Raw genomic sequence first — 17,567 nt, 5'->3', positions numbered from 1 at the left:
TGTGCTCCGGGGCTCGGTCGTGCTTCGAGTGACTGGTCCTGAAGGTAGGGAGGACGCGTTTCCTGTCTGTGGCACCGCGGGTGTCCGCGAGGGAACTTTGCTCTCACCCCGTGCTCGGGCGGGATGAGAGGTCCCGGCAGGTTTCCGTTCAGTGCTGAGGGGGCTGCCAGTGCGGGTGCTGCTGGGGGTGGGGCTGGTGGTGAGGCCGAGCATACGGGCCCGGGGGCTGCGCTCCGTAGGGACCGGGGGCGGGCTGGCCGGGGTAGGGGCCCGGGGCGGGCTGACCGCCGTAGGGGCCCGGGGCGGGCTGGCCGGGGTACTGCGACGGTGCCGGTGCCGGCGCCTGCTGGGCATACGGGCCCGGCGCCTGCTGCGGGTACGGTCCCGGCGCCTGCTGCGGGTACGGTCCGGGCGTCTGCTGCGGGTACGGTCCGGGCGCGAACGGATTGACCTGCCCGGGCAGCTGCGCACCCGGCGGCAGATAGCGCGTCCGGCCGTTCTCGTCCGTCACCGGCAGGAAGCCGGCCGCCCGCAACCGGGCCGCGAACTTGGCGTTGCGCCCCCGCGTGACCACGAGGCCGATCCCGAAGACCGCCATGAGCAGCAGCCACACCACACCGGCCACGACGAAGTCGGAGGACTCGCCCCCGAAGCGGAAGCCGAGGAACGCACAGCCGACGGTGACGCCCAGGGCCCCGTACCCCATGCGCTTCTCGGCGTGCTTGCCGGTGAGGTCGAAGTTGATACGGGCCTTGAGGAGTTCGAAGGCGTCGGGCACGAGCGGCGGGAGGGAGGCGCCGTCGGCGGCATCGGGGTACTGCGCCCAGTTCTGCATGGCGCGGGCCCGGGCCTGCGGGCCGGGGTCGGGCAGGAGCAGCATGGTGAGCGCGCCGTTGCGGCCGTTGCTCTGGCGGACGTCGGCGTACTCGTAGCCGAACTGCTGGGCGACGAAGGCCAGCCGGGCGAGCTTCTTCACGGACGCCATCGGGCTGGTGAGTTCGACCGGTTCCCCGCTCGCCATCAGCCGCAGCATCTTCTGTGTCTGCCGCTTACTCATCCCCACCGCTCCCCCGCGTCATGTGTTCACAAGCGCAACTCACGCAGTTTTCCACACCGGAAAACCCCCGGGGAACCGGGTCCCGTTATCCTCTAGCGGACCCCACACGGGAAGGGGAGAGTCCATGTCCGCTGAGTCGGAAGCCGGGCGGCCCGAGGCGCGGCGCTCAGCCGCCGGAAACATCGCCTTCGGAGCGGGCGCCCTCCTCGTGCTGGCGACGGCGGTACTCGGCGCCTTCGCGGCCGTCGCCCTGCTGGGCCGGACCGTGGACCCGGGCCCCCTGTCGGGCGTGGTGCCCGACAACGGGAACAACGCCCTGGTGGTGGGGGGCATCGCGGTCGGCGGTCTGACCGGACTGATGCTGCCGGTGATCCTCTTCGGCATGGTGCGCGGCAACGAGAACACGCCCCGGGTCGGTCCGGGGGCCGCGGCCCGCAAGGTGCTGACCGTGCTGGTGTTCGACGTCTGGCTGCTGCTCGTGGCGTTCCTCGTCGCCCAGCTGGGATGGTTCCTCCCGGCCCGGCTCACCACGGTCGTCGCGGTCTTCGTGGTCGGGTTCGGCTGGATGCCGCTGGCGATGGTGCCCTGGGAGCGGTTCGGGCTGGGCGAGGGTTTCGGGAAGCTCCGCGGGCGGTCCGCGTCACGCCAGGCGAAGTGAGCCCGCCAGCTCATCGGCGACCTCGACCAGCTCCGCGCCGAGGCCGAGGGACGTCCACAGCAGCCTGGCCTCCAGTGCCGTGGGGTGCCGGCGCGGCAGGACGTAGTGGGCGACGCCTTCCACGACCGTTCCGCTGTCCGCCGCAGGGTCCGTCGGCTCCTGGCGGTGCACGCGCAGGGCCGGGCCCAGTGGCAGTTCGGTCTCGGTGAGGACCGGGCCGTCACCGAAGTACGGGCCCTGCGCGCGCTCCAGTTCGGCCCGGAAGGCCGCCACGGTGAGGGACTCCCGCGGGACGTCGAGCTCCCGCACCGTGTAGCCGGCGACGACGGGCCCGTCCTGGGGTGCCAGGACCGCCGCGCACAGGGCTCCCTGCCGTGCCGCCGCGCCCCGGTACCAGAGCAGGTCCGCCGCGAACGCCTCGCGCCACGGCTCGGGCACCTCGTCGCCCAGGTGCTGCCCGGCGAGGGCGCGCGCCCAGGGTTCGGGGTCCTCGCCGTACAGGTCCAGCACCAGCCAGTTGTGGTGGGCGGGCAGCGCGACCCGGCACTCCCGCCACGACCCCGTATCCGTCATGGCCGCGCTCACACTCCGGCCAGCGACGCGTCGGGCCCGGTGACGTCGATCTCCGGGTCGCCGCCGAACAGGCCGGCGAAGCTGTTGGTGTCGGAGGCCGCGCCCGTCCCGGTGCCGCCGAGGCCCACCGCGTTGTACGCCATGGCCTGCTTGAACGCGTCGGGGGTGCCGATGAAGCTCAGGTCCGCCGGGTCGATGTTCTTGATGCGGGAGAGTTCGTCGACCATGCCCGGCCCGGCGTACATGCTGGCCAGGCCGCGCGGGCCGGCGGCGGTGTAGGCGTCACGGGCCGCGGAGAGGTTGTCGCCGACCTTGAACAGGTCCCGCCAGTTGCCCCGGATGCTCGCCAGGTCGTCCGCGAAGGAGCTCGGCAGTCCGCGGAAGGCCGCCCGCAGGCCCACATCGGGCAGGGCCGCCCCCGGGCGTGCTCCGGCCCGGGCCCCGACCATCGACTCGACGAGCGCGCGACGGGCGGCGGAGTTCATGCCCGGGTTCCAGCCGCGCACGTACTGCGTGGCGGCCGTCCAGACGCGGCTGCGGCCGACGGTCGCGGCGGCCTTGGCACCCGCGGAGAAGACGCGTCCGATGCCGAAGGTGGCGAGGCCGAGCACGTCGATCGCCACATCGCCCCAGGAGCCGTCGCCGTTGATGGCGAGCAGTACGTGGCAGACCAGTGAGATCGCCGTCATCACCAGGGCGATGGTGCCGAGCACACCGGCCAGGGCCTGCCCGATGACGGGGATCCAGCCGACGAGCAGCGACAGCACCCCGCAGACGGCGGCGATGGCTCCCGTGATCTCGCTGACGATCTTCAGGGTGTCGCGCAGGTCGTCCAGCCAGCCGTCGTTGAGGCCGTCGCCCTCGGTGGTGTCGTGGATGCGCTTGGCCGCCTTGTCGCCGGCCTCCTTGTGACGGGTCTTCAGTTCGCCGAGCCGACCGCGCAGCCCGTCCAGGCCCTCCTGGAGGTCGGTGACGGCCTTGTCGAGCTTGTCCTGCCCGGCGTCGTCGGTGCCCTTGGGCGGGCTGTCGGCCTTGGACCTGGCCGTGGACAGGGTGGAGTGCTTCGTCTCGGCCTGGGTGAGGAGCTTGTCCGCCTCGCCCTGGATGGTCTCCAGGTCGGTGGAGTAGTCCTTGAGGGCGACTCCGGCATCGGCGTAGCGGTCGTGGGCCCGGCTCACCGACTTGGCCGTCTCGGTGGCCTTCTCGGCGAAGGCGCGTCCGGCCTCGGAGTCCCAGCTCTCCAGGGTGCCGATGCGGCGCAGGGCGTCGGCGGTCTTCGTGATGGTGTTCGCGGTGGCGGTGAAGCGGCGGGCGAGGGCCTTCATGTCGTGGACGTCACCGGGCACGGGGTCGCCGCTCTCCCCCAGCACCTCCCACCGGTGCTCGGCGGGGCGGGTCACTTCTTCTTCCCCTTCTTGCCCACGAGCGCGTCGTACAGCGCGGTGTCGAGCTCGGTGTAGGCCTTCCCGGCCTCCTGGGCGATCGTGCCGAGTCCCTTGATCTCCTCGATCATCTTCTTGCGGTTGTCGTCCCAGCCGTCGGAGAACTCCTGGAGCCGGTCGTGCAGCGTCTGGTGGCCGACGGTGCGGCGGTCGTAGGCGTCCATGAGCTTGTCGAGCCCTTCCAGCTCGGTCGCCACCGTCCGCAGACCGGTTCCGGCCGTGTCCAGATCCTGCGTCGAGACCCTGAGTTTCTTGCTCACGCGTCTTCCTCCCCCGTCGGCTCCTCGTCGCGGTGCTGCCAGCGCAAGGTCCCGGCCACCGCGTCGAACAGTTCCGCCATGGCGTCCGCGATCGGCTCCAGTGGTGTGCTGAACGTCAGCATCAGCACCTCGTCGCGGCCCGGGACCGGGACGAAGTACTCGACGACGGTGTCCTCGAACTCGGAGCCCAGCTTCCGGGACTGCCTCGTCCGTTCCTGCCGCCGCACCCGGGCCACGCGCCCGACGGCGGGCAGCGTCTCCAGGGTGACCTCGCCGGTGCCGGCCAGGGCGGCCACGGCGTCGAGGCCGTCGAACCTCTCGTACAGGCGGGAGATCAGCAGGGAGGCCGACAGCGGGATGCCGCCCGCCTCCAGGAACGACAGGTAGAGCACCACGCCGCCCTGCCCGACCGCCGCCTCGGCCGTGCCGAGCAGCTGTTCCTCGGCCCTGCGGCGCAGCACGGGCTGGTCGTCGACGCCCGCGAACTGCCGTTTGACGAGCGCGCTCACGGACGTCTCGCGGCGGTCGGCGGGCAGCAGCGGAATGCGGTACCAGTCCTCGGGTGTGATCAGCCCGAAGACCGGCGCGCGCGGCCCGGCCGGCTCTGTCGTCGGAGCTTGTGTCACTGTCGTTCTCTCACGTGCGGCCGAAAAGGGACCTCGCCGAGGGCCGCTCGTCGTCCGCCCCCGCCGATGCCGGGCCAGCTTAGCCGCCGTGGGCCGCGTGCCTCCGGCTCCCGTGAATCCTCACCTTGGGCTCACTTTTCGGCCACAACCGAGGCCTCTGCTTGGCCGCCAGGTCCTCCGCCCAGCCGAACGCCAGGACGCAGCAGCCGATCAGCACCCACGCCAGGACCAGCACCGGCCAGACGCTCTCCAGCAGCCCGGGCACGTTCTGCTCCAGCAGCGGGAAGCCCCACAGCCGGTCCCACAGGGTCGCGGCGATCAGGATGCAGGTGTTGTGCCACAGGTAGATGGTCACGGCCCGGGAGTTGAGCAGCGTGATCGTCCCCGCGAAGGGGCGCAGCCGGCGCGGCCACTCGGACCAGGACGGGCTGAGGTGCAGCAGCAGGAACACCGTGCCGAACGACCACAGGGCCTGGGCCAGCGGCATGCTGTCCAGGTCGTTCCCGGTGCCGAAGCCGTGGTGCAGGGCGTACCAGAGACCGGCCAGGGCGATGACGGGTCCGACGGACGGCACGATGTAGCGCGGCAGCCGCCGCAGGATGCCCTCCTGGTGGGCCATGCCGAGGATCCAGCAGGCGCCGAAGGTGGAGAGGTCCGTGAGCGCCGAGGGGATCCGCTCGCCGGGCAGCGTGACCCAGCCCTGCTCGAAGGCGACGGCCAGGGCGATCGGCGCGAGGATCGTGACGACCGGCAGGGCGCGCAGGGCCTTCAGCAGCACCGGGGACAGCAGGACGTACCAGAGGTAGGCGCGGATGTACCACAGCGGGCCCGCGAGGTCCGCGGCCCAGTTCTCGCCGATGAAGCCGTGGACGCCGGGCAGCCCCTCCGCGTACGGCGGGTCGCTGAGCGGGACGATCCAGAAGGTGAGGTGGAGCAGCCACCAGCCGGGGTGCCCGTCCGCGTCCGGGCCCCAGCCCTGGAGGACCATGCCGGTGACGCCGACGACGCCCAGCAGCCACAGCGGGGGCAGCAGCCGGCGCATCCGGCCGCGGATCACCTGCACGGCCGGGCGCTTCAGCGAGCGGGCCATGAGGCTCCCGGCGAGCGCGAACATCACGCCCATGGACGGGAACAGCAGCGGCAGCCAGGCCCAGCCCGTCAGGTGGTACAGCACGACACGGAACAGCGCGAGGGCGCGCAGCAGGTCGAAGTACCGGTCGCGGCCGGGCTTGCGGACGGCGGCCGACTCCTGCCGGGAAGTCTCGGCGACGGGAGCCGTGGTCATCCGACCGGCCTCCCGTCCATCGCCTGGGGCGCGGCCGTTCCGCCCCCGGGCAGGCCCACCGCGCCCGTGCGCCGCAGCTTCTGCCAGCGCAGCCGGCCGCCGGTGAGGGCGGTGATCCAGGACTGGAGCAGGACGACGTACATGAGCTGGCGGTAGAGGAGTTGCTGGAGCGGGAGAGAGAGCAGGTGGGTCATGCGCTCCTTGTCCAGGTGGAACGCGTAGGCCGCGCACACGCCCTGCACCGCGAGGACGCCGAGCCAGGCGCCGATGGTCTTCTCCGTGGGCCCGAACACCAGCCCGTACAGCAGGAACACGTCGATGAGCGGGGCCAGCAGCGGCGCCACGACCATGAACATCGACACCAGCGGCATGCCCACCCGGCCGAAGCGGCCCGAGGGCCCCCGTTCGAAGACGGACCGGCGGTGCTTCCAGATGGCCTGCATGGTGCCGTACGACCAGCGGTAGCGCTGGGACCACAGTTGCTGGACGGACTCCGGGGCCTCGGTCCAGGCGACGGCCTTCTCGGCGTACACCACGTGCCAGCCGTCGCGGTGCATGGCCATGGTGATGTCGGTGTCCTCGGCGAGCGTGTCGTCGCTCATGCCTCCGACGCGTTCCAGCGCGCTGCGCCGGAACGCCCCGACGGCGCCGGGGATGGTGGGCATGCAGCGCAGCACGTCGTACATGCGGCGGTCGAGGTTGAAGCCCATCACGTACTCGATGTGCTGCCACGCGCCGATGAGCGAGTCCCGGTTGCCGACCTTGGCGTTGCCCGCGACGGCGCCGACGCGCGGGTCGCCGAAGGGCTGGACGAGTTCGCGGACGGTGGTCGGTTCGAAGACGGTGTCGCCGTCCATCATCACGATCAGGTCGTACTTGGCGTTGGCGATGCCCCGGTTGAGGGCGGCGGGCTTGCCGGCGTTGAGCTGGCGGACGACCCGCACACCGGGCAGGCCCAGGTTCTCGACGATACGGGCGGTGCCGTCGCTGGAGCCGTCGTCGACGACCAGCACCTCGATGGGGTGGTCGCTGGCGACCAGGGAGCGGACCGTCTGCTCGATGCACTTGGCCTCGTTGTAGGCGGGCACGAGGACGGACACCGGTTCCGTGACGGGCTCGCCCCAGCTGAAACCGCGGCGCCGGACCCGGCGGGCGTGCGCCACGGAGAGGATCAGCATCAGCCCCAGACGCCCGAAGACCAGCACACCGACGACGGCGAGGCCGCCGACGAGGACCCCGGTCACCTTCTCGGACGCCTGCACCAGGAAGACCCACGCCTCGCCCTTCAGCGACTCAAGCCCGGCCACGCGGGTGTGCGCGCTCGGTGCGTCCAGGGCGCCGGTGAGGGTGTGGAAGCGGTAGCCCTTGGCCTGCAGCCCCGAGATGTACTCGTCGAGCGCGGCCACGGTCTGGGAGCGGTCACCGCCGGAGTCGTGCATCAGCACGATGGCGCCCTTGCCGTTCTTCGGCGTGGCGTTGCTGATGATCTTCTGGACCCCGGGCCGACGCCAGTCCTCGCTGTCGGTGTTGTTGACGATGGTGATGTAGCCCTTGCTGCCGATGTACTCGGTGACCGGCCACGTGTTGTTGTCCATGTTGTGGGCGAACGACGAGTAGGGCGGGCGGAACAGCGAGGTGCGGATACCGGCCGCCCCGGCCAGCGCCATCTGGTTCTGGGACAGCTCCCAGTCGACGCGGCTCTTGGTCTGCAGCGACAGGTCCGGGTGGTTGAAGCTGTGCAGGCCGATCTCGTGGCCCTCGTCGACCATGCGCTGGACGAGGTCCGGGTGGCGGGAGGCCATGGTGCCGGTGATGAAGAAGACGGCCCGGGCGTCGCGCTTCTTCAGGATGTCGAGGACCTTGGGCGTCCACATCGGGTCCGGGCCGTCGTCGAAGGTCAGGACCAGTTCGCCGTCCGGGAGATCCAGAGCGGCGGGCTTCCCGTTTCGGGTGTCGATGACGGGCCCGCCCTCAAGGATGTCCTTCGGGACGCGGTCGTTCGCCGCGGGCGGGCCGACGCGGTGGTCGGCGAGGATCTCGCTGTGCACGTAGCCGCGCAGCATGAGCATCGCGCCGAGCGCGACGAGCACGAACAGGGGCAGCAACAGACGCATGGGCAGGCGCCGGCGCCTGAAGCCACCACGGGCTCGTGACGCGGGCCCGGAACGGCGAGTACGGGATGCCATGGGTGGTGGTACTCCGGGTGGTGCGGGATGGGGTGGTACGGGGACGGAGGCGGGCGGACGGCGCGGTGGGGCGCACTCCGCGATGTCGTGTGGTCCCGCTTCCACCTCGGGAGCGGGGCAGGCGGCCGGAGCGGGTGATCGGGAAGTGACCCCGCTCCGCTCGGAGAGCTCGGCGTTCCCGGCCGACTGGACCGGTGCCGCAGAGAGGCGCGCCTCCGGAAGGACGGTGGAACGGCGCCCGGAGCGGTGGGCGCCGCCTTCCGAACGGTGTTAAGCGGCGGCGGGTGTCTCCGCGACCGGCTCCGGCTCGGCCGGGCCCTCGGCGACGGTGCCGCCGTCGCCACCGGTGCCCGTCGTCTCGGTGGGCGTGGCCGTGGGCTCGGTCGACGGGGTCGGGTCGGTGACCGGCGGGGCCGGCGGGTCCGCCGGCTCGGTCGGGGCCGGGGCTGTGGCCTTGCCGCCCGGTGCCGGGACGGTCCGGGTCGCGCTCGGCGAGGGCTTGGCGGACGGGCTGGAACGGCCGGTGCCCGCGGTGGCATCGGGTGTGGCGGCGCTGGGGCCGGGTGCGGGTGCCGTGACCTGGCCGGTCGCCGGCGTGCTGCCCGGCGCGGTGGCGCCGGTGCCGGTGGCGGGTGCCGACTCGGCGGGCAGCGACGGGGTGTCGACCTGCCCGGCCGGCGGGTTGTCCTCCTTGGTCGGCACGGGCAGCCACGGGGCGTTGGAGTTGCCCGACATCAGCGTGGCGACGATGACGACGGCGTAGGCCCCGCAGGCCAGGGCGACGGCCATGCCGATCCGGCGGTAGCGGCGGCTGCGGCGGCCGGACTCGTCGACGAAGACGGGCCGGTCGGCGGCGGCCTCGGCGCCCGGGCCTTCCGTGACCTGCCGCAGGAAGCCGTCTCCGAGCTGCAGGGCGTCGAGCTGGACGGTGACCTCGTGCGGATCGTGGGCCTGCCCGTCGGCGTCGGGGGTGTCCCCCGACGGTTCGGCTCCGGCTTCCTCCTGTTCCTGCCAGGGGTCGCGGACCGAGGTGCGGGGGTCCCCCGCCTTCGCCGCGAGCGAGTCGCCCTCGCCCTCGCTCTGGCGGGGAATGCCGCGCAGTATCTCCGTCCCGGCGGGCAGCCGGTGGCCGGTCGTGCGGACATCACGGTCGGGGAAGACCTGAATGGCTCTCCCGTCCCGGGCTCCGCTGTCCGACGGGAGTCCCCCGGTAGCCGTAGCGGCTTCGGGCCACTCGGGTTGGGCGTCTTCTCGCCACTGTTTCACACGCACGCACTTCCCCCCACGGGATGGTTCAGGTGCGCTTGACGACCTGAGCACCCGCCGTCGGATCGGGCCCCCACCCGTCCGAGCGCCCCCTCTTACCACACCGTGCTCAGGGGTCGAATGTAGCGCACGCGCAGGTTTTGTGTGCGCATCGTGTCGAATCGTGTCAACCGTGAGACGCCATGAGGACATCGTCTCCGGCCGGCAGCCAGGCACCCGCGGGCCTGCGCAACCAGCCCGTTTCCGCAGCCAGCCGGGTCGCCGCCCGGCGCAGCGCGTCGAACGCGGGGTGGGTCAGACCCCTGCGCCAGACCAGGGAGACGGGGGCCAGCGGAACCGGGTCGACCAGGGGCCGCACCACCATCGACGGGAGCGCCGGGAACTCCACGACGGCCAGGACCGGGTTGCGCGTTCTGGCCATGATTCGCCGGAATTCCTCCTCTCCCACGGCCAGCGGTGCGGGTGGCGCGATTTCGATGCCCCGCCCCTCGAAGAGCAGCCGTGCGAGTCCGGTCCACTCCGGTGTGCGCGGGTTGCCCGCGCCCGCGTAGACGCTCTCGCCGGCCAGCTCGGCGAGCGGCACGGCGTCCCACGCGGCCAGCCGGTGATCGTCCGGCAGCACGACCGCCATCGGCTCCAGCCGCACGGGCTGGTGGTCGAGCCCGGCCCGCAGCACCGGGTCCAGCCCGGCGAACCGTCCGAACGACGCGTCCAGCCGGCCGGCGAGCAGTTCTCCGGCGGCTCCGGTCAGGCCGCTCTCGTAGCGGGCCATCAGTTCGTGGCGGGGGGCGAGTTCACGCGCCTCGTGCAGCACCCGGCGGGGTGTGACCAGGCCCGGGGAGTTGAGGTCGACCAGCAGCGGCCGGGCCTGGCCGAAGGCGGCGAGCAACTCGTCCTGCGCCTGGAGCACCCGGCGGGCGTACGGCAGCAGCCGCTCCCCGTCGGGCGTGAGCGTCACCTGCCGGGTGGTCCGCACGAACAGTTCGGCACCCAGCTCCCGCTCCAGCCTCCGCACGTCCCGGCTGAGCGCCTGCTGGGCCACGTGCAACCGCACCGCGGCACGCGTGAAGTGCAACTCATCGGCGACAGCGACGAAGCCACGCAGCAGACGGTGATCGAGGTGCACGGACATGCGGCGAACCTACAGCGGCCGGGGGCGGGGGCCGCCGGAGGCAGGGGCGCCGGAGCAGGGGGCCGCCGGAGGCAGGGGCGCCGGAGCGGGGGGCCGCCGGAGGCAGGGGCGCCGGAGGCAGGGAAGACCGGCGGCCGGGAAGACCGTTGGCAGGGGCGCGCAGCCCCCCGGGCTCACGGGCCGCTGTCCCGCGGGGACGTCCCGGCCTCTCCCGTTCGGGCATCCGGGTCCTTCGGGCCCTCCGCGGTCTGCTGGCCCTCCGCGCCCGTCGCCGGCGGAGCCTGCCCCACCCGGTGACGGGGTGCCGACCGCATCGGCGGCCTGGTCAGGGTGATCTGGCGGACGACCTGCTGGAAGCACGCCAGGGCGGCCAGGCCGGGCAGGGCGGCCGCCGCGGTGCCGAGGATCGTCCGGGGCGCCTGGACGACGCACAGCAGCACGGCGATACAGGAGAAGACCAGGACCACGCACCAGGAGTGCACGGCACGGCGCTGGTGCAGGGCGGCCCGCAGGACGGACAGGGAGCCCACCAGCCAGGGCCCGTACACCAGCAGCGGCCACCAGGCGCGCAGACCGCGCGCCGCGGGGGACACGGCGACCAGCCGCAGGGGGTCGTAGGCGACGATGCCGCTCAGGAGGCTCACCGCGGAGGCGATGACGGCCGCGAGGGCCGCGACGAGGAAGCTGGTGGTGCGGAGCACTCCCGGGGCCTTGCGGGTCCGGACCTTGCGATGCCGCCGGGGCACCTCCCGTACGGGGGGCAGTTCCTCGGTGATGTCCTGGAGCCGCCGCATATGGGTGCCCGGGGCGGCGGCCGGTGCCGGATCCGCGGCGGGGACCGGGTCCTCGTCCCGGGGGGCCGGAATCCTCGCGGCCTGCTCCCCCAGGGCCTCCTGAAGGATGAACGCCAGCTCCTCAGCGGGGTCCCAGGTCGGGTCCGGCGGCGTGAGGGGAGTGATGAAGTCCCGGGCCGGAGCCCGATGCCGACCGGTGCCCTCTACTTTGTCGTACATGACGTAACCCGACTATTCCGCAAGGGCAAAAGCGGGCCAATCCGTGGCACTGATCCACCGTCGGGCGAGATCCTTTTCCAGTGCGCTCATGCGGTCGATGAAATCGCGCAGAACCGGCTCGGTCACCTGCAGCGCGACCGGGCAACCTCCCTTGGTGAGCGTACCGTTGACGGTCGCCGACGAGTGCGCTGGAGCGGGAATGTAGGTGTACGGGCCGAGCGTTACCGCCCAGCCGTCTTTCCTGGTCGCCTCGGTCATGTACCGACTAACCGTCGGCCCACTTCGGCGGATGCGCGGCAAACGAGTGAAGGAATTTCCCGAATGAGCATCTTTTCCATGCGTCATGAGGAGCATTAGGAATCTCCATATCTCTGTATGAAGAACAAGGAGCGAACGTTTTCCGCCATGCACTTCCGGCCTGCCCGTCACCGATTCACAACCCAGGTGCGTGACTGCGCACGGAACAGGTGTTGGACCGCTTGATCGTCCCCGGGCGACGGTGGACGCATGCCGCGACTCTCCCCGTACCGCCGCCTGTTCCGCCTGCCGGGCGCCCGCACGTTCACCGCCGGGAACCTCATCGCCCGGCTGCCGATGGGCATGTTCAGCATCAGCGCGGTCGTGATGATCGCCGGGAGCCGGGGCTCGTACGCCCTCGCCGGTGCCGTCACGGCGACGGGGCTCGCGACGACCGCCCTGGTCGCTCCGTGGATCGCCCGGCTCGTCGACCGGCACGGCCAGGCCCGGGTGGCCCTGCCGGCCACGGCGATCGCCGTCCTCGGCTCCCTCTCGCTGCTGCTGTGTGTGCGCCAGGACGCCCCCGACTGGACCCTGTTCGCCTCCTACGCCGCCACCGCCACCACCCCCAACACTGGCGGCATGTCCCGGGCCCGCTGGGCGCATCTGCTGGCCGGCGACCCGAAGGCGCTGCACACCGCCAACTCCTTCGAGCAGGCGGCGGACGAGCTGTGCTTCATGCTGGGCCCGGTGCTCGCGGCCTTCCTGTGCGGGACGTTCTTCCCCGAGGCGGGCACCCTGGTGGGCGCGGTGCTGCTGCTGACCGGCATGACCCTGTTCACGACCCGGCGTGCGACGGAGCCCCCGGTCCGGGCGCACATACCCGGCAAGGCGCCGCTGCGCGCCCCCGGCATCCCCCCGCTGCTCGCGGTCTGCCTGGCGATGGGCGCCGTCTTCGGCGCGACGGAGGTCGTCACGCTGGCGTTCGCCGACGCGCAGGAGCGTCAGTCGGCGGCCGGTGTCGTGCTCGCGCTCCAGGCCGCGGGCTCCTGCGGGGCGGGCCTGCTGTACGGCACCCTGAAGCCGGCCGGTCCGGCCGCGGCGCGCCTGCCCTGGTGCGTGGCGGCGATGGCCACGCTGCTGGCCCTGCCGCTGCTGGCCGCGACCCTCACCGGTTCCCTCCTCGCCCTGGCGGTCGCGCTGCTGGTCGCCGGGATGGCGACGGCCCCGACGATGGTCACCACCATGACGCTGGTCCAGGAGCGCACCCCCGAAGGCCGGCTGAACGAGGGCATGACCCTCGCGGTGACCGGACTGCTCGGCGGCATCGCCTGCGGCAGCGCGATCGGCGGCTGGACGGTGGAGCACCTCTCGCCGGAGGCGGGTTACGTGGTCCCGGTGACGGCGGCGTCCGTGGCCCTGATGCTGTCCCTGCCACGCGTTTCGAATCGCTTCACCAATGCGCTGACGCACCATTGACGCCCTCCAGTCCCCCGCATACGTTCGCTCGTCGAAGCGCTTCGACGTCATGCGCCGGGAGAGTAGGGACCCCCACATGAAGTTCACCGACGGCTACTGGCTCCTGCGCGAGGGCGTCGCCGCGGCCCACCCGGCCCAGGTCCTCGACGTCACCGAGACGGACGGCGCCTTGGAGATCCACGCCCCGACCCGGCCCGTCCGCTCCCGCGGCGACCTGATGACCGGCCCGGTCCTCAAGGTCAGGGCGCACTCCCCCATGCCCGGCGTCATCGGCCTGACCCTGACGCACTTCACCGGCGGCGAGCCCCGTGGCCCCGAGTTCGAGCTCACGGCGTCGGACACCACCGCGCGGATCTCGTACGACGACGAGCAGGCGACCCTGACCTCCGGGGACCTGTCGGTCCGGCTGACCCGCGGCGGCCCGTGGCACGTGGAGTTCCTCGCGCACGGCCGTACGCTCACCAGCAGCGGCCACAAGAACGCGGGCATCATGCGGGACGCCTCGGGCGCCCACCACCTGCGCGAGCAGCTGGTCCTGAACGTCGGCACGTCCGTCTACGGCCTCGGGGAGCGCTTCGGTCCGCTGGTGAAGAACGGCCAGGTCGTCGACATCTGGCAGGCCGACGGCGGCACATGCAGCGAACAGGCCTACAAGAACGTGCCGTTCTACCTCACGAACGCGGGCTACGGCGTCTTCGTCGACCACCCGGGCAAGGTGTCCTTCGAGGTCGCCTCGGAGGTGGTCTCCCGGGTGCAGTTCAGCGCGGAGACGCAGGAGCTGACGTACTACGTCGTCCACGGCCCCACCCCGAAGGAGATCCTGCGCAGGTACACGGCCCTGACCGGCCGACCCGCCCTGCCGCCCGCCTGGTCGTTCGGCCTGTGGCTGTCCACGTCCTTCACCACCTCGTACGACGAGGAGACGGTGACGTCCTTCGTCGAGGGCATGCGGGAGCGCGAACTGCCCGTGTCCGTCTTCCACTTCGACTGCTTCTGGATGCGGGAGTTCCACTGGTGCGACTTCCGGTGGGACCCGCGGGTGTTTCCCGACCCGGAGGGCATGCTGGCCCGGCTGAAGGCCCGTGACCTGCGTGTCTCCGTATGGATCAATCCGTACATCGCCCAGCGCTCCCCGCTGTTCGCCGAGGGGAAGGCGCTCGGGCATCTGCTGAGGCGGCCGGACGGCAGCGTCTGGCAGTGGGACATGTGGCAGCCCGGCATGGCCCTGGTCGACTTCACCTCCCCGGCCGCCCGCGACTGGTACGCCGCCAAGCTGGAGGCGCTGCTCGCGCAGGGCGTCGACTGCTTCAAGACCGACTTCGGCGAACGGGTGCCGCTCGACGTGGTCTGGTCCGACGGCTCGGACCCGGAGCGGATGCACAACTACTACGCGTACCTGTACAACCGCACGGTCTTCGAGGTGCTGCGCAAGCACCGCGGCGAGCAGGAGGCCGTCCTCTTCGCACGGTCGGCGACGACGGGGAGCCAGCAGTTCCCCGTGCACTGGGGCGGTGACTGCGAGGCGACGTACGAGTCGATGGCGGAGTCGCTGCGCGGCGGCCTGTCGCTCGGCCTGTCGGGTTTCGGCTTCTGGAGCCACGACATCGGCGGCTTCGAGGGCACCCCCACCCCGGCCCTGTTCAAGCGCTGGCTGGCCTTCGGGCTGCTCTCCTCACACAGCCGTCTGCACGGCAGCGACTCCTACCGGGTCCCCTGGCAGTTCGACGAGGAGTCGGTGGACGTGGCCCGCCACTTCACCCGGTTGAAACTCCGCCTCATGCCCTACCTGTACGAGGCGGCCCGCGCGGCCCACACCGAGGGCGTTCCCATGATGCGGGCCATGGTGCTGGAGTTCCCGGACGACCCGGGGTGCGCGCACCTGGAACGGCAGTACATGCTCGGCCCGGACCTGCTGGTCGCCCCGGTGTTCAGCGACGAGGGCGACGTCACCTACTACGTGCCCGAGGGCACCTGGACCCACTTCCTGACCGGCGAGACGGTGACCGGACCCCGCTGGGTGCGCGAGCGCCACGGCTTCCTGAGCGCGCCGCTGCTGGTGCGGCCCGGCGCGGTGATCCCGGTCGGCGCGCGGGAGGATCGCCCGGACTACGACCACGCCGACGGGGTGACGCTGCGGGCGTACGGTCTGCGGCCCGGCGACGGGGTGACCGTGCCGGTCGGGGACGTGACCTTCACGGTCGTCCGCGAGGGGAACACCCTGCGGGCGACGTGCGGCGCCCCGGCAGCCGCCTGGAGCCTCGCGGCCGGCGACCGCGAGGTCCAGGCCCCGCCCGGCACCGGGCGTGTCGCGCTGGAGCTCGGCTGATGGTCAAGATCACGGACGTGGCACGACGGGCCGGGGTCTCTCCCAGCACCGTCTCCTACGCGCTGAGCGGCAAGCGCCCGATCTCCGACGCGACCCGGCGGCGCGTCGAGGCGGCCGTCCGCGACCTGGGCTACCGCCCCCACGGGGGCGCCCGCACCCCGGCCGGCGTCAGGCCGAACGTCCTGGCCCTGGCGGCGCCGCTGCGCCCCGGCGTGCACGTCCCGGTGGTGATGCGGCTGGCGGAGTCGGTGGTGACGACGGCCCGCGCGCACGACCACGACGTCCTGCTCCTCACCCGGGCGGAGGCCGAGGAGGGCCTGAGCCGTGCCCTGGCCACGGCGTCGGTGGACGGGCTGCTGCTGACGGACGTCGGACTTCACGACCCCCGCCTCCCCCGGCTCCGCTTCCCGGGCAGCCCGTCGGTCCTGATCGGTGTCCCGGCGAACCCGCAGGGTCTGACCTGCGTGGACCTCGACTTCAGGGCGGCCGGCGAGGCGTGTGTGAACCACCTGGCGGGGCTGGGTCACCACACGGTCGCCCTCGTCGGTTCACCGCCGGAGGTCTACCTCCGCGAAACGGCCTACGCCCACCACCTGATGCAGGGCTTCGCCACGGCAGCCGCCCGGCACGGCCTCACCACGTCCGTCCACCCGGGCGACCCCGACCCCGCCACGGCCCCCCGGCTCGCCGAGCGGCTGCTCCGCGAGCATCCCGCCCTCACCGCCGTGGTGATCCACAACGAACCTCTTCTGGGCCCCCTGATCACCGCCTTCGAGCACCTCGGCCTGCGGATCCCCGCCGACCTCTCCGTCACGGCCCTCTGCCCCGACGACCTGGCGGTGACGCCCCGTGTCCCGGTCACATCGGTGTCCCTGCCCGCCGACGAACTGGGAACCCGCGCGGTGGAACTCCTGATGCGGAAACTGCACGGCGCCCCCGTACCGGAGACGACCCTCCTGCCACCCCGGCTGACGGAACGGTCGAGTACGCGACGCGCATGACAAAGGCCCCGCCGCGGATAAGCGACGGGGCCTTTGCCCACATGGGATGAGTGGAGATGGCGGGAATCGAACCCGCGTCCAACGGTGCAGAATCAGGGCTTCTCCGTGTGCAGTTCGCTGCGCTTTTCTCGGCCCCGGCGATCACGCGAACAAGTCGCCGACAGGCCCAGTCACTGTTTGATTTCCCATCGAACCCCGTGACCGGGCTCGATGGTTTAGTTCCCTAGCTTATGCCAGGATCCGGGTCGGGAACACTCCCGGGCTGACACCCATTAAGGGTCCTTCACTCACTGCTTATCAGGCAGCGAGGGCGAAGGACTGGGAATCGCGCTTGGTATTGGCGATTATTTTTTGCGACATATGGTTTACGAGATCATTGCCGCTTCCTCGACACGCTTCCCCTGCTTCGACAGCCGCTGTCGAAACCGATCATCCCCATGTTGTGTTGACAATCCCTCCGGAGAGGGGCGCGCACCCGCTGTGGGGTGCAGTCACCATCGTACGTGACCAACGCGGGTCGGTGCCAGCGTATTCCCTACGCCCCGCGCTGCCTCCGCTTCACCGCCGCGATCGCGCGGTCGGTCTCCCTGCGGTCCTGCTTCTCCCGCAGCGCCTGACGCTTGTCGTACTCCTTCTTGCCCCTCGCCAGCGCGATCTCGACCTTGGCCCGGCCGTCCTTGAAGTACAGCGCGAGCGGGACGATGGTGTGACCCGTCTCCCCCGACTTCGACTCCAGCTTGTCGATCTCGGCGCGGTGCAGCAGCAGCTTCCGCTTGCGCCGGGCGCTGTGGTTGGTCCACGTGCCCTGGCTGTACTCCGGCACGTGCACGTTGTGCAGCCACGCTTCGTTCCCGTCCAGCTGGACGAAGCCGTCGACCAGCGACGCCCGTCCCTGGCGCAGGGACTTCACCTCGGTCCCGGTGAGGACCAGGCCGGCCTCGTAGGTGTCGATGATGAGGTAGTCGTGCCGCGCCTTCTTGTTCTGCGCGATCAGCTTGCGCCCTTTTTCCTTAGCCATAGTGCCGA

At 71.7% G+C, this 17,567-nt stretch carries 16 protein-coding genes and 1 other RNA gene; 4 read left to right on the top strand and 13 right to left on the bottom strand.

Annotation, left to right across the window (positions count from 1 at the left end):
• Positions 1-148 precede the first annotated feature (148 nt).
• A complete protein-coding gene (locus ACFY9S_RS00325; RefSeq protein WP_391120748.1) occupies positions 149-1,057 on the bottom strand; it encodes a hypothetical protein in 909 nt (302 codons plus the stop codon).
• A gap of 124 nt (positions 1,058-1,181) precedes the next feature.
• On the opposite strand from ACFY9S_RS00325, the gene ACFY9S_RS00320 reads away from it, so the two are divergent.
• On the top strand, positions 1,182-1,715 hold the full coding sequence (locus ACFY9S_RS00320; RefSeq protein WP_391120745.1) for a hypothetical protein: 534 nt from the start codon (positions 1,182-1,184) through the stop codon (positions 1,713-1,715).
• On the opposite strand, the gene ACFY9S_RS00315 is transcribed toward ACFY9S_RS00320, so the two are convergent.
• From ACFY9S_RS00315 to ACFY9S_RS00270, 10 genes are all read right to left on the bottom strand, one after another.
• On the bottom strand, positions 1,698-2,288 hold the full coding sequence (locus ACFY9S_RS00315; RefSeq protein ID WP_391120741.1) for a hypothetical protein: 591 nt from the start codon (positions 2,286-2,288) through the stop codon (positions 1,698-1,700). The two genes, ACFY9S_RS00320 and ACFY9S_RS00315, sit on opposite strands and share 18 nt — an antisense overlap.
• A gap of 8 nt (positions 2,289-2,296) precedes the next feature.
• On the bottom strand, positions 2,297-3,688 hold the full coding sequence (locus ACFY9S_RS00310) for a WXG100 family type VII secretion target (RefSeq protein WP_391120738.1): 1,392 nt from the start codon (positions 3,686-3,688) through the stop codon (positions 2,297-2,299).
• The gene (locus ACFY9S_RS00305; RefSeq protein ID WP_391120735.1) at positions 3,685-3,990 is read right to left on the bottom strand and encodes a hypothetical protein; all 306 of its coding nucleotides are present in this window, start codon (positions 3,988-3,990) and stop codon (positions 3,685-3,687) included. Before ACFY9S_RS00305 ends, ACFY9S_RS00310 begins: the two co-directional genes overlap by 4 nt.
• The gene (locus tag ACFY9S_RS00300) at positions 3,987-4,616 is read right to left on the bottom strand and encodes a hypothetical protein (protein ID WP_391120732.1); all 630 of its coding nucleotides are present in this window, start codon (positions 4,614-4,616) and stop codon (positions 3,987-3,989) included. Before ACFY9S_RS00300 ends, ACFY9S_RS00305 begins: the two co-directional genes overlap by 4 nt.
• A 79-nt stretch (positions 4,617-4,695) precedes the next feature.
• Positions 4,696-5,901 carry an acyltransferase family protein gene (locus ACFY9S_RS00295; protein ID WP_391120729.1) on the bottom strand — a complete coding sequence of 402 codons (1,206 nt, stop codon included), beginning with the start codon at positions 5,899-5,901 and terminating at the stop codon, positions 4,696-4,698.
• A complete protein-coding gene (locus tag ACFY9S_RS00290) occupies positions 5,898-8,087 on the bottom strand; it encodes a glycosyltransferase (protein WP_391120726.1) in 2,190 nt (729 codons plus the stop codon). Before ACFY9S_RS00290 ends, ACFY9S_RS00295 begins: the two co-directional genes overlap by 4 nt.
• Positions 8,088-8,357: 270 nt before the next feature.
• Positions 8,358-9,353, bottom strand: a complete 996-nt coding sequence (locus ACFY9S_RS00285; RefSeq protein ID WP_391120723.1) for a hypothetical protein — start codon at positions 9,351-9,353, stop codon at positions 8,358-8,360.
• A gap of 166 nt (positions 9,354-9,519) precedes the next feature.
• Positions 9,520-10,485: a LysR family transcriptional regulator gene (locus ACFY9S_RS00280; RefSeq protein ID WP_391120720.1), complete on the bottom strand. Its 966-nt coding sequence runs from the start codon at positions 10,483-10,485 to the stop codon at positions 9,520-9,522.
• A 173-nt stretch (positions 10,486-10,658) separates the two neighbouring features.
• Positions 10,659-11,498 (bottom strand): hypothetical protein, encoded by an 840-nt coding sequence (locus tag ACFY9S_RS00275; RefSeq protein ID WP_391120717.1) that lies wholly within the window; start codon positions 11,496-11,498, stop codon positions 10,659-10,661.
• Between the two features lie 12 nt (positions 11,499-11,510).
• Positions 11,511-11,756, bottom strand: coding sequence for a hypothetical protein (locus tag ACFY9S_RS00270; protein ID WP_062927163.1), 246 nt, complete (start codon positions 11,754-11,756; stop codon positions 11,511-11,513).
• Positions 11,757-12,005: 249 nt separating this feature from the next.
• On the opposite strand from ACFY9S_RS00270, the gene ACFY9S_RS00265 reads away from it, so the two are divergent.
• The 3 genes from ACFY9S_RS00265 (at position 12,006) to ACFY9S_RS00255 (ending at position 16,541) form a co-directional block, all read left to right on the top strand.
• Complete coding sequence (locus tag ACFY9S_RS00265; protein WP_391120714.1) at positions 12,006-13,214, top strand: MFS transporter; 1,209 nt, start codon at positions 12,006-12,008, stop codon at positions 13,212-13,214.
• 76 nt (positions 13,215-13,290) lie between these two features.
• Positions 13,291-15,540: an alpha-xylosidase gene (yicI, locus tag ACFY9S_RS00260; protein WP_391120711.1), complete on the top strand. Its 2,250-nt coding sequence runs from the start codon at positions 13,291-13,293 to the stop codon at positions 15,538-15,540.
• The gene (locus ACFY9S_RS00255) at positions 15,540-16,541 is read left to right on the top strand and encodes a substrate-binding domain-containing protein (protein ID WP_391120708.1); all 1,002 of its coding nucleotides are present in this window, start codon (positions 15,540-15,542) and stop codon (positions 16,539-16,541) included. Before yicI ends, ACFY9S_RS00255 begins: the two co-directional genes overlap by 1 nt.
• Before the next feature lie 48 nt (positions 16,542-16,589).
• Here ACFY9S_RS00255 and ssrA read toward each other — a convergent pair.
• Positions 16,590-16,978, bottom strand: a transfer-messenger RNA (tmRNA) gene (gene ssrA, locus ACFY9S_RS00250).
• A gap of 98 nt (positions 16,979-17,076) precedes the next feature.
• Positions 17,077-17,559 carry an SsrA-binding protein SmpB gene (smpB, locus tag ACFY9S_RS00245; RefSeq protein WP_391120705.1) on the bottom strand — a complete coding sequence of 161 codons (483 nt, stop codon included), beginning with the start codon at positions 17,557-17,559 and terminating at the stop codon, positions 17,077-17,079.
• Positions 17,560-17,567 lie beyond the last annotated feature (8 nt).

This window comes from Streptomyces sp. NPDC012474 (assembly GCF_042955185.1).
Classification (GTDB): domain Bacteria; phylum Actinomycetota; class Actinomycetes; order Streptomycetales; family Streptomycetaceae; genus Streptomyces; species Streptomyces cahuitamycinicus.
Note: the sequence above shows the minus strand (reverse complement) of the source record. Positions and strands in the feature narration are given on the sequence as shown.